This window comes from Streptomyces sp. NPDC026522 (assembly GCF_055567555.1).
Window position 1 is genome coordinate 260,425 of sequence record NZ_JBVHQF010000008.1, and the last position, 11,787, is coordinate 272,211.

Annotated in this window: 9 protein-coding genes and 2 pseudogenes; 7 read left to right on the forward strand and 4 right to left on the reverse strand. The window is 73.3% G+C overall.

The features are described 5' to 3' along the window. The first annotated feature begins 162 nt into the window (after nt 1–162). Nucleotides 163–2,088, forward strand: coding sequence for an extracellular catalytic domain type 2 short-chain-length polyhydroxyalkanoate depolymerase (locus tag ACZ4M3_RS22295; protein WP_467735183.1), 1,926 nt, complete (start codon nt 163–165; stop codon nt 2,086–2,088). 378 nt (nt 2,089–2,466) lie between these two features. Here ACZ4M3_RS22295 and ACZ4M3_RS22300 read toward each other — a convergent pair whose 3' ends face one another. Continuing rightward, nucleotides 2,467–3,450: an aldo/keto reductase gene (locus ACZ4M3_RS22300; RefSeq protein ID WP_467735185.1), complete on the reverse strand. Its 984-nt coding sequence runs from the start codon at nt 3,448–3,450 to the stop codon at nt 2,467–2,469. A 116-nt stretch (nt 3,451–3,566) separates the two neighbouring features. Here ACZ4M3_RS22300 and ACZ4M3_RS22305 point away from each other — a divergent pair, with 116 nt between their 5' ends. The 6 genes and pseudogenes from ACZ4M3_RS22305 (at nt 3,567) to ACZ4M3_RS22330 (ending at nt 9,276) form a co-directional block, all read left to right on the forward strand. Further along, complete coding sequence (locus ACZ4M3_RS22305) at nt 3,567–4,157, forward strand: TetR/AcrR family transcriptional regulator (protein ID WP_467735187.1); 591 nt, start codon at nt 3,567–3,569, stop codon at nt 4,155–4,157. A 20-nt stretch (nt 4,158–4,177) separates the two neighbouring features. Beyond that, nucleotides 4,178–4,789, forward strand: coding sequence for a nucleoside/nucleotide kinase family protein (locus tag ACZ4M3_RS22310; protein WP_467735189.1), 612 nt, complete (start codon nt 4,178–4,180; stop codon nt 4,787–4,789). Between the two features lie 208 nt (nt 4,790–4,997). Beyond that, nucleotides 4,998–6,095: pseudogene (locus ACZ4M3_RS22315) on the forward strand (type III polyketide synthase); the annotation flags it as partial. Between the two features lie 798 nt (nt 6,096–6,893). After that, a pseudogene (locus tag ACZ4M3_RS22320) lies at nt 6,894–7,385 on the forward strand (cytochrome P450); the annotation flags it as partial. Nucleotides 7,386–7,420: 35 nt separating this feature from the next. Further along, entirely contained in the window at nt 7,421–8,002 is a 582-nt protein-coding gene (locus ACZ4M3_RS22325) for a cupin domain-containing protein (protein ID WP_467735191.1), read from the forward strand. After that, entirely contained in the window at nt 7,999–9,276 is a 1,278-nt protein-coding gene (locus tag ACZ4M3_RS22330; RefSeq protein ID WP_467735193.1) for a cytochrome P450, read from the forward strand. Before ACZ4M3_RS22325 ends, ACZ4M3_RS22330 begins: the two co-directional genes overlap by 4 nt. Nucleotides 9,277–9,316: 40 nt before the next feature. On the opposite strand, the gene ACZ4M3_RS22335 is transcribed toward ACZ4M3_RS22330, so the two are convergent. Genes ACZ4M3_RS22335 through ACZ4M3_RS22345 form a run of 3 tightly spaced genes read right to left on the reverse strand, consistent with a single transcriptional unit; the run spans nt 9,317 to nt 11,728 of the window. Then, entirely contained in the window at nt 9,317–9,652 is a 336-nt protein-coding gene (locus ACZ4M3_RS22335; RefSeq protein ID WP_467735195.1) for an STAS domain-containing protein, read from the reverse strand. Nucleotide 9,653: 1 nt separating this feature from the next. Continuing rightward, nucleotides 9,654–10,925, reverse strand: a complete 1,272-nt coding sequence (locus tag ACZ4M3_RS22340; protein WP_467735197.1) for a PP2C family protein-serine/threonine phosphatase — start codon at nt 10,923–10,925, stop codon at nt 9,654–9,656. Then, a complete protein-coding gene (locus ACZ4M3_RS22345; protein ID WP_467735199.1) occupies nt 10,925–11,728 on the reverse strand; it encodes an alpha/beta fold hydrolase in 804 nt (267 codons plus the stop codon). The genes ACZ4M3_RS22340 and ACZ4M3_RS22345 overlap by 1 nt, the downstream gene beginning before the upstream one ends. Between the last annotated feature and the right edge of the window lie 59 nt (nt 11,729–11,787).

Sequence of the window (11,787 nt, forward strand, 5' to 3'; positions counted from 1 at the left end):
CCCCGACGGACAATCGCGGAAAAAAATCGGGGCGGGGGCATCGGGGTGCGGGGCCGCCTCCATCTTCGCCCCGCCGTTTGTGGCTGCCGCGCACATGTCCGGGGCTCCGGCGCGGCCCTACCCTCCGGGAAAACGACGCGGTCGAGCCGCCCTGGAGGGTCCATGCGCCTTTCGCCCAACGCCCGGTTCCGCAAGGCCGCGGCCGTGCTGCTCCTCGTCTGCGGTGCGCAGCTGCCGGCCCTCGGAGCCCCCGCGCAGGCGGCGCCCCCGGTCCCGGTGGCCGGCGGGCTGTCCCGGTACGACGTCGACGCGGTGTACAGCGCGGGAGTCTCCTCGGGCGGCTACCTGGCCACCCAGCTGCACGTGGCCTACTCCGGTACGTTCAGCGGCTCCGCGGTGTTCGCCGCCGGGCCCTACGGCTGCGCCCAGAACGACCTGAACAGGGCGCTGGGCGCCTGCATGGACACCGCACAGGACCTCCAGCTGACGAAGCTGGAGGAGACCGCCCGTGACTGGTCCGCCCGGGGCCTGATAGATCCCGTGTCCCAGCTGTCGGACGATCCCGTCTACGTGTTCAGCGGCTCCGCCGACACGACCGTCAAACGGCCGGTGGCGGACGCCCTGGCCGACTTCTACGGCCGCTTCGGCGCCCGGGTCCGCTACGACCGCAGCACGGCGGCCGGTCACGCCTGGATCAGCCCGCTGGGCCCGAACCCGTGCACCGTCACGCAGAGCCCCTGGGTCAACGACTGCGGCTTCGACGCCGAGCACGACCTGCTGGGCCACCTGCTCGGTTCCGTCGCCGCGCCGGGTGACGCGCCGCGCGGCTCGATGGTCCGGTTCGACCAGAACCCGTACGTCCCGGGCGGGTCGGCCCGGCGGATCTCGATGGACGAGACGGGCTTCCTGTACGTCCCGGCGAGCTGCGCGGGCGGCGCGAGGTGCCGGCTGGTGGTGGCGCTGCACGGCTGCAAGCAGGGCTATTCCTACCAGGGCTTCGGCAGCCGGTTCATGGACACGGCCCACCTGGACGAGTACGCGGACACCAACAACCTGCTCGTGCTGTACCCGCAGGCCGTTCCCACCTCGACCCTCGACAATCCCAACGGCTGCTGGAACTGGTGGGGTTACCTGGGTGATGCGGCGTACGCCCGGCACGGGGGCGGCCAGATCGAGACGGTCATGGCGATGGTCCGGGCGCTCGGCGGCGGCGCGCCGGGCACCCCGCCGGGGCCGGCCGGCGTGACGCTCCCCAGCACCGACTCCCAGGACGGTTACGTCAAGGCCGCCGCCGACGGTTCGGGAGCGGCGGTCGGCACCCTGGAGAGTACGTACGGGCTGGCCGTGGGGCGGGGCGCGGACGGCATGTTCGACCGCGCGCTGCTGTCCTTCGACACCTCGCGGATCCCGGCCGGGAAGGAGATCGTCCGCGCCTACCTGACGGTGGCGCGCACCGGGGGCTCCGGCGACCCGTGGGCCGCTCCGCGGGCAACGCGATCGCCGTGGACGTGCGGCGGGGCTGCTTCGGCGGCTGCCCGGTGGAGGCCGCGGACTGGGCGGCCGCCCCGACCGCGGCGGACGCGGCCGCGATCGGCGCCCTCGGCCCGGGCAGCGGGACGTCCTCGGACCTGTCGGCGGCCGGAGTGGCGGCGCTCGACCGGTCGGGGACCACGCAGATCCGGCTCCGGTTCCGGCAGGGGCAGCCGTCCACCGCGTACGTCTTCCTCGGCCCGGCCGCCCGGGCCACCCTCACCGTCGAGTACCGCTGAGGGCCGGATGTGGCACCGGCGGCCCCTTGGGCGACGATGGAGCGAGCTGAGCACTGCGCTGACAGCGAGGAGGCTGACGATGACCGAATCCGCGGCCGGCGGGTCCTATTCGAACGTGGTCGTGTCACCCGTCATGGCGGGGAGCCCGCCGTTCCGGATCGTGCAGGTGTGCGGGGAGGTGGCGGGCCGGGCGCACGACGTGGTCGACGTGATCCACCTGCTCCGGGCCGTCGGCATCCCGCACGCCGACCTCGACGACCCGTCGGTGGTCCGCTGGGAAGGCGGGGACAAGTTCACCTGGGGCCTGCGGCACAAGTGACGCGACCCCACCGGCCGCGGCGGTGAGCAGGGATACGGCGGCGGCCGCGCGGGCGCAGGGCACCGGGCGGCCGTCCCGGCGCTCTCGCGGGACGGGTGCGCGTGCGGCGGGCCAGCCGCAGCGCGTCGTCCAGTAGGGGGCGAGGGCCGTCCCGGTAGCTCTCGATCTCCTCGGCGACCCCGGGCCGGGCCGGCTCCGCGAGCCACCCGCGGTGGGGTCCGGCGGCGACCAGGCGCGGCCTCACCTGGTCGGCCCACCGGTGGTGCACGGGATGCGCGGTGGCTGACACCGGCAGCCGGAAACCGGGCGTGACCTCCCACGTCGGTGAGACGGTGAAGCGGCGGAGCGCATCGGCGGCGGCGCCTGACCCCGCTGCGGTCAGCCGTTCAGCGCCGCCATCAGCTCCGGTGCGTAGCGGTCTCCCGAGACCGCGCCGTGCGGGGCGACGGCGTCGAGCGCGGCCAGATCGGCGTCGGTGACGGTCACGGCGGTGGCGGCGATGTTCTCCTCCAGGTAGCGGCGCCGCTTGGTGCCGGGGATGGGCACCGCGCCCTGGCGCAGCGTCCAGGCCAGGGCGAGCTGCGAGGGGGTGACGCCCTTCTGCGCCGCCAGTCGGCGCACCTGGGCGACGACGGCCATGTTGCGGTCGAAGTTCTCGCCCTGGAAGCGGGGGTCGGTGCGGCGGAAGTCGTCCGCAGCGAAGTCGTCGGGGCTGGTGATGGCGCCGGAGAGGAAGCCGCGGCCCAGCGGTGAGTAGGCGACGAGGCCGATGCCGAGCTCGCGCAGGGTCTCCAGCACGCCGTCGTGCTCGATGCCGCGCTCGAAGAGGCTGTACTCGGTCTGCACGGCGGCCAGCGGGTGGACGGCGTGGGCGCGGGCGATGGTGGCGGGCGCGACCTCGCAGAGGCCGATGTGGCGCACCTTGCCCGCGCTCACCAGTTCGGCCATGGCGCCGACGCTCTCCTCGACGGGCACGGCGGGGTCGACCCGGTGCAGGTAGTACAGGTCGATGTGGTCGGTCCCCAGGTGGCTCAGGGAGCGGTCGGCGGCGCGCCGGATGTACTCGGGGGTGCCGTTGTGGCCGCGGAACTCGCCCCGGTCGGTGAATTCGACGCCGGTCTTGGTGGCGATCACGCCCGCGTCCCGGCGGCCGGTGAGCGCCTTGCCGAGGAGCTGTTCGTTGATGAAGGGGCCGTAGCCCTCCGCGGTGTCCAGCAGGGTGACGCCCAGCTCCAGGGCGCGGTCGATGGTGGCGAGGGATTCGGTGTCGTCGGTCGCTCCGTAGTGGGCGCTCATGCCCATGAGGCCGAGGCCCTCGGCTCCGACGGTGAGGCCCTGGCCGCCCAGTGCGCGCGTCTCCATGGTGTTCCTCCTGCTCCCGCCGCTTCCGACAGGTAAGTAACTAACTGGATAGTTCGAGCATGCAGCACCGTTCCCGCCATGTCAATAACCGGATAGTTACTTGCTAGGCTGGCGCCATGGCACGGGATTCCAGCGCGACCAGGGCACGGCTGCTCGACGCGGCCTTCGCCGAGTTCGCGGCGTACGGCATCGCCGGCGCGCGCGTCGACCGCATCGCGGAGGCGGCTCAGGCGAACAAGCGGCTCATCTACGTCTACTTCGGCAACAAGGAAGAGCTCTTCGACGCCGTCCTGCGGCGGGCCCTGGAGACCGGTTCCGAGACGGTGCCGTTCGACGCCGCGGACCTGCCCGGGTACGCGGGCGCCGTCTTCGACCACCTCGTGGAGCGGCCCGCCCTGATGCGGCTCGTGGCGTGGAAGCAGCTGGAGCGCCCCGGGATCAGCGACGCCGAGTCCGAGTCCTACCGGGCCAAGATCGCCGACGTGGAGCAGGCGCAGCGGGCCGGGCGGATCGACCCCGCACTGGACCCGGCCGATCTACTGACCCTGGTGATGGGGCTGTCGCAGTCGTGGTTCGGCGCCGTGGGCGGCCCGGCTGCGGGCGAGTCGGGCACCGGGTGGCCGGCGCAGCAGCTGGCCCGGCACCGCGCGGCCGTCGTGGAGTCCGTACGCCGCGTCACGGCCCCGGCGCCCACGCCGGCCGCCTGAGGACGGCGGAGGCCGGCAGCATGGACACGGCAGAGCTGGAGGCCCGGGCCCGCTCCCTCGCGGCGGCGGGCGGCCGGCGGATCCTGGGCATCGCCGGGGCGCCGGGAGCGGGGAAGTCCACGCTCGCGCAGCGGCTGGCCGGGGCGCTGGGGCCGGCGGTTGCGGTGGTGGTGCCGATGGACGGCTTCCACCTGGCCCAGGCCGAGTTGGAACGGCTGGGCCGGGCCGACCGCAAGGGCGCGCCCGACACCTTCGACGCGGCGGGCTACGTCGCCCTGTTGCGCCGGCTGCGCGCGCCGACGGCCGAGGCCGTCTACGCTCCGGCCTTCGACCGCGCCCTGGAGGAGCCGGTCGCCGGGAGCATCCGGGTGGAGCCCGGCGTACCGCTGGTCATCACCGAAGGCAACTACCTGCTGCACGCTACGGGCTTGTGGGCCGGGGTCAGGCCGCTGCTCGACGAGGCCTGGTTCCTGGCCCCCGATGACACGGCACGGGTGCGGCGGCTGGTCGACCGCCATGTGCGGCACGGCAAGGAGGAGGCCTGCGCCCGGCGTTGGGTGGCCCGCTCCGACGAGGCGAACGCGCGCCTGATCGCACCGGGGCGCGGCCGGGCGGACCTCGTCGTCGAGTGAGCACCCCGACGGAGCCGGGACCATCGGACGGGTGTTTGGAACCCCGCCGTCCCCCCGATGACACTTTTGTGTACTACTGAACGCTCAGGGACCAGTTCGCGTCCGCGGCCTGCAAGGATTTGTGAAGGCTGTCCAGCCGCCCGCCCGTCCGGACCGCGTCACAGCGCTGCCGGGGCGTCACCCGACCACCCCCCTGGGATGCTTGTCCATGGCTGTCCTGTGCCGTCCCGCCGTCGCCGTGCCCGAGTACGTGATCACCGCCGGGCAGACGCTCGACCTGGTGCGCACCGTGCACCACGGCCATCCCCAACTGGGCCTCGCCCTGCGTCTGATCGAGAACACGGGGGTCGGCAAACGCCATCTCGTGCAGCCGCTCGAAGACACCCTGCGCCATCCGGGGTTCGAGGCCCGCAACAAGCTGTACGAGGCGGAGGCGAAGGCCCGGGTCCCCGCCGTGGTGCGACAGGCGCTGGAATCCGGCGGGTTGTCGGCACCCGACATCGATCTGATCGTCTACGTGTCGTGTACCGGGTTCATGATGCCCTCGCTCACGGCGTGGCTGATCAACAGCATGGGGTTCCGGCCGGACACCCGGCAGGTACCGATCGCGCAGCTCGGCTGCGCCGCCGGAGGCGCCGCCGTCAACCGCGCGCACGACTTCTGCACCGCTTACCCGGACGCCAACGTACTGATCGTCGCGTGCGAGTTCTGTTCGCTGAGCTACCAGCCGACCGACCTGGGCGTCGGCACGCTGCTGTCCAACGGCCTCTTCGGCGACGCCGTCGCCGCGGCGGTGGTCCGGGGCGAGGGCGGCACGGGGATCCGGCTGGAGCGCAACGGCTCGTACCTGGTGCCGGGCACGGAGGACTGGATCGCGTACGCGGTGCGCGAGAGCGGATTCCACTTCCTGCTGGACAAGCGCGTCCCGGGAACGATGGAGGCGCTGGCGCCGGTCCTGACCGACCTGGCGGGACGGCACGGCTGGGACTCGTCCCGGCTCGGCTTCTACATCGTGCACGCGGGCGGCCCCCGGATCCTCGACGACCTCTCCAAGTTCCTGGGCGTCGCCCCGGAGGCCTTCCGCTTCAGCCGGGCCACGCTCAGCGAGTACGGGAACGTCGCCAGCGTCGTCGTCCTGGACGCGCTGGCCCGCCTCTTCGACGAAGGCGGTGCGGCGGAGGGGACCCGGGGCCTGATCGCGGGCTTCGGGCCGGGCATCACCGCGGAGATGACGCTCGGCCACTGGACGTGGGCGAAGGAGCCGGCGCTGGTCGGGGCGGCCGTCGGCGGCTCCCGGGCCGCCGCGGGGCGGCCCGCACCCGCCGTCCCCCGGGCCCGGCCGGGCGAGGGCGCGCCACCCCGGCCGGCCGCCGCCACGGCGAACGCGCCCGCGCGGGCGGACGCGGAGCGGAGCGTGCACTTCTGGGCTCCGCCGGACCTGCCGGGGCTCACCTTCGACCCGCTGCTCGCCCGCCTGCTGCACGAGGAGCCGGTGTCCCGGGTGCGGCTGCCGCACGGCCGGGGGCACGCCTGGCTGGTGACCCGGTACGAGGACGTACGGTTCGTCTCCATCGACCCCCGGTTCAGCCGCCGGGCCGTCCTGGGCCGCGACGTCACGCGCCTGGCACCGCACTTCATCCCGACGGCCGATGCGGTCGCGGTCTGCGATCCGCCGGACCACACGCGGATGCGGCGCGTGGTCGCCCACGCCTTCACCTCCCGTTCGCTGGGGCGGCTGCGCGAGCACGCCCAGCGGGTGGTGGACGGCCTGCTGGACCGCATGGAGGAGCGTGGCGGACCGCTCGATCTCGTGGCGCACCTCAACCGGCCCTTCCCACTGGCGATGGTGGGAGCGCTCATGGGGGTGCCGGAGGAGGAGCAGCCCCAGATGGCCCGGTGGACGGACGCGATCCTGTCCGCCGCCCGGGGCCGGGAGGCGAGCGAGGCCGCGAAGGCGGAGATGTCCGGCTACTTCCACCGGCTGCTGGAGCGCCGTACGGCCGGGCCGCAGGAGGACCTGGCGGGCGCGCTGGCCGATGCCGTGGACGCGGCGGTACTGACCGCGGACGAGGCCGTCGGGCTGGCCGTACTGGTCCAGATCGGCGGCACGCACGCCGTCCGGAACAACAGCGCCAACATGGTGTACGCGCTGCTCACGCACCCGGCGCAGCTGGCCCGGCTGCGCGCCGAACCGGAGCTCGTCCCGCAGGCCGTGGAGGAGCTGCTGCGCTACATCCCGCAACGCAACGCGGTGGGTCTGGCCCGCATCGCCCTGGAGGACGTGGAGGTGGGCGGGGTGCTGATCCCGGCGGGCGAGCCGGTGTACGTCTCGTACCTCACCGCCAACCGCGACCCGGACGTCTTCGCCGATCCGGACCGGCTGGACTTCGACCGGGTCCACAACCCGCACGTCTCCTTCGGCTACGGCCCGCACTTCTGCCCGGCCTCCGCGCTGGCGCGGATGGAGTCCGAGATCCTCCTCCGCTCGCTGTGGGACCGCTTCCCCGGCCTGCGGCTCGCCGTACCGGAGGCGGAACTGTCCTGGGAGCGCGGCGCGCTGATCCGCGGCCCCGAGCAGCTGCCGGTGACGTGGTGACCACCCGACCGGACCGATACCCGCAGGAGACAGCCGTGTCCGAGCCCCGCACCGACCGCACCGACGGCCTGATCGTGCCGCCCGGTGGCGGCCGCACCATCAGGACGGCGGCGCAGGAGGTGACGTTCAAGGTGACCGGCGCGCACTCGTCCGTCGCCTCCACCTTCGAGGTGGTGGTGCCGCCCGGCTTCGACGTCGGCGCCCATGCCCACAGCCGCAGCGAGGAGCTGTTCTACCTCATCGAGGGCGAACTCGACGTGATGGCCTTCGAGCCCAAGGTACGGACCCGCACCGACTGGCGGGAGTGGGAGTCCCGCTCCGGCGGGCGTCACGTACGGGCGACGGCCGGCACGATGATCCTGGTACCGCCCGGGTGTCCGCACGCCTTCGCCAACCCCACCGGCCGCCCGGCCAGGATGCTCCTCCAGGCGTCTCCCCCGCCGGACCACGAGCGCTACTTCGAGGAGCTGCTCGACCTGCTGAACAGCGGCGGCGACGTCGACCAGGCGGCCGTCGAGGCGCTCCGCGTCCGCTACGACATCGAACAGCTCACCCCCTTGCGGCACACCCCGCCGGCCGTCCCGGCACCGGCCGGGCCGCGGGAGGCCGCGCGGTGAAGGGAGCCGTACGCCCCACCGACACCGCGGCGGCCGTGCCGCTGCCGGACCCGAGGGCGGCCGGCCGCCCCCGCCCCGCCGGGCCGGCCCCCGTGCACTACTGGCCGGTGGAGCACCTCGACGCCCTCGACTTCGACCCGCTGCTGCACCGGCTGGTGCGGGAAGAACCGGTGGCGCTGGTCAGGATGCGGTTCGGCGAAGGCCACGCCTGGCTGGTGACCCGCTACGAGCACGTCAAAGAGGTCACCTCCGACCCGCGGTTCAGCCGGGCGCTCACCGTCGACCGGCCGGTGACCGGTATGACACCGCACAACGTCGCCCCCGCGGGGGGCATCGGCCGCACCGACGCCCCCGACCACACCCGGTTGCGCCGCCTCGTCGCCCAGGCCTTCAACCGCAAGCGCGCGGCCGCGCTGCGGGCGGAGACGGAGGCGCTCGCCGAGCGCTTCGTCGACACCATGACGGGCCGCCCGGCCCCGGCGGATCTCGCCGAGCACGTGACGGGGCCGCTGCCCGAGCGGGTCATCGGCAAGCTGCTCGGGGTTCCGCAGCCGGATGTCGGCCGGCTCCAGGAGTGGCGGGCCGTCATCCTGTCGACGGACTCCTCCGTGGAGCTGACCGGCACGGTCAAGGCGGGCATCGCCGAGTATTTCCGGCAGTTGGCCGACCACCGCCTGCGGCAGCCGGGCGACGACCTGTTCAGTGAGCTCGTCGCCGCCCAGGCCGAAGGCGCGCTGAGCCGGCCCGAGCTGGTCTCCCTGTCGGTAATGATCGTTCTCAACGCCCTCGACCAGGTGCGCAACCAGTGCACGAGCATGGTCTACGCCCTCCTCACCCACCCGGAGCAGCTGGCGGCGCTGCGCGCGGATCCCGGGCTGCTGCCCTCGGCGGTCGAGGAGCTGCTGCGTTTCATTCCGCAGCGCAACGGCGTCGGCATGCCCCGGATCGCCACCGAGGACGTCACGGTCGGCGGTGTGACCATCCCGGCCGGCGACGCCGTGTACGTGTCCTACCTGGCCGCCGACCGTGACCCGGAGGTCTTCACGGTGCCCGACCGGCTCGACCTCGCCCGGGACGAGGCACCCACCCTCGCCTTCGGGCACGGTCCGCACTACTGCCTCGGTGCCGCGCTCACCCGGATGCAGTGCCACGTGGTGCTGTCGACGCTGCTGCGCAAGGCACCGCGGCTGCGGCTCGCGGTCCCGGCCGAGCAGGTGCGCTGGCGCCGGGGCACGGTCAACCGCGGCCCGCAGACGCTTCCCGTCGCCTGGTGAGCGGCGGCCCCGGCGGCCGCGGCGGCCGGGGCCCCGCGCGTCAGCCGTCGCCCGGCGGACCCGGTTCGTGGCGGGCGAAGACCTGATCGAGCCCGACGATGCCGAGCACCCGGGTGATGTTGTCGGGTACGGCGGCGAGCGCCATGGCCGCATGCGCGGCCGTCGCCCGGTTGTGGGCGGTGATCAGGGCACTGATTCCGCTGGAATCGCAGAATTCCAGGCCGCCCAGGTCCAGGACCAGCAGCTCGCCCGGGGCAAGGGGGAGCTCGTCCACGGCGTGGCGCAGGCGTGGCGCGGTGTCGAAGTCGAGGTCACCGGTGACTCCCAGTACGGGACCGGTGTCGGCGTCTCGGACGGTGATCGTCAACGGGCTCATGTCAGGTTGTCGCTCCGGGGTCGGTAGGGGGTGCGGGAACGCCGAGGGCGAGCAGGGCGGTGTCGTCGTCCAGCCCGTCGCCGAATCCGTCGAGGAGTCCCGTCAGGGCGCTGACCAGCCCGTCCGGGCCGACGGCGGCGTGCGCGGCGGCGAAGTCGCGCAGCGCCTCGTCACCGTACAGCTCGCGGCTCTCCCCGATCCGGGCCTCGGTCAGGCCGTCGGTGTACAGCAGGAGCGTGTCGCCCGGCTCCAGGACGGTCCGGGCGGCCGTGAACGGCGCGGTGGGCAGGATGCCGACGAGCAGGCCGCCGGGGGTGGAGAGGTACTCGGCGCGGCCGTCGGCGCGCACCAGGAGGGCCGGCGGGTGGCCTCCGGAGGCCAGGTCGACGGTGACGGTGTCGCCCACTGCTTCCAGTACCCCGAAAATGGCGGTGCAGTAGCGGGGATCACCGCTGGTGTACCGCTCGTGCAGGACGGCGTTGAGCGTGGTGAGCGCGGCGACGGGATCGGGGTCGTGCAGGGCGGCGGCGCGCAGGGTGTACCGGGTGAGCGAGGTCACGGCGGCGGCCTTGGGGCCCTTGCCGCAGACGTCTCCGAGGAAGAAGGCCCAGCGTTTGCCGTCTATCGGGAACAGGTCGTAGAAGTCGCCGCCGAGCCGGTCCAGGGAGGCGGTGTGGTAATAGGAGGAGGCCTCCAGGCCCGGCACGTCGGGCAGGGTGGTGGGCAACAGGCTCTGCTGGAGGACCGCGAGGGCCTCCTGGAGGCGCTGGCGGTCCGCTTCCGCCTGAACGCGGGCCTCCTCCGCCGCTTTCTGCCGCCGCAGCAGCTCGGTCTCGTAGGCCCGCCGCTCGCTCGCGTCGAAGACGGTGGTGCGGATCAGCAGGGGCTGGCCGTCGCCGCCGGTCTTCACGACGGAGGTGACCAGGACCGGGAGCCGCTTGCCGGCCGCCCCCTTGATCTCGAAGGCGACGCCGCTGACCTGGCCCTGCATGCGCAGCATCGGCGCGAAGTGGGTCTCGTGGTACAGCTTGCCGCCGACCGTCAGCAGGTCGGCGAAGCGCTTGCGGCCCACCACTTCTTCACGGGTCAGGCCGAGCCAGGTCAGCAACGTGGTGTTGATCTTGGCAATGGTGCCGTCGAGGAGGGTGGAGAGGTAGCCGCAGGGCGCGGACTCGTAGAGGTCCTCCGCGCTGTCCTCCAGCAGAGAGGTGAACAGGGCGTCGGTGGCCGCTTTGTCCCCCGGCTGCTCGGCGCTCTGCCCCGTGCAGGACATCAACGCAACGTCCGGACGAAGGCGAGGATCTCCGCGCTGGTGGCCTCGGGGGCGCTCAGCTGGGGGCAGTGCCCGGTGGCGTCGAGGGTGACCAGGCGGCTGCCGGGGATGGCGGCGTGCACGTAGGCGCCCACTTCGCGCGGGGCGATCACGTCCTGCGAGCACTCCAGCACGAGCGTGGGGACGGTGACCTTCCGGAGGTCGTCGCGGCTGTCGGTCAGGAAGGTGGTGCGGGCGAAGACCCGTGCGATGTCCGGGTCGGTGGCGCAGAAACTGGCGGTGAGTTCCGCACCGAGTTCGGGACGCTCGGGGTTGCCCATGATGACGGGCGCCATCGCCGCGGACCAGCCCAGGTAGTTGGATTCCAGTGATTCGAGCAGTTCGTCGATGTCGTCGGCGCCGAACCCGCCCCGGTAGCCGTCGTCGTCGATGTAGCGGGGGGAGGGGCCCACCATGACGAGGGAGGAGAACCGGACGGGGGCGGCCGCCGCGGCGAGCACGCCGATCATGGCGCTGACCGAGTGGCCGACGAAGGCCACGTCCCGCAGGTCGAGCTCGTCACAGATCTCCACCACGTCCCGCGCGTAGCCCTCCAGCGAGGCGTAACGCTCCTCGCTCCACGCGGACAGGTCGGAGCGGCCCGAGCCCACGTAGTCGAACCGCACCACCCGGAATTCCTCCACCAGCGCGGGCGCCACCAGCCGCCACATGTTCTGGTCGCAGCCGAACCCGTGCGCCAGCATGATGACGGGCGCTCCCTCGGGTCCGCTCACCGTCACGTTGTTTCTGCGGAGGATGTCCATCCCCTTATCCTCCCATCCCGCCGCACGGCGCCCGAGGGCGCCTCCCCCCGCGCCGTCGG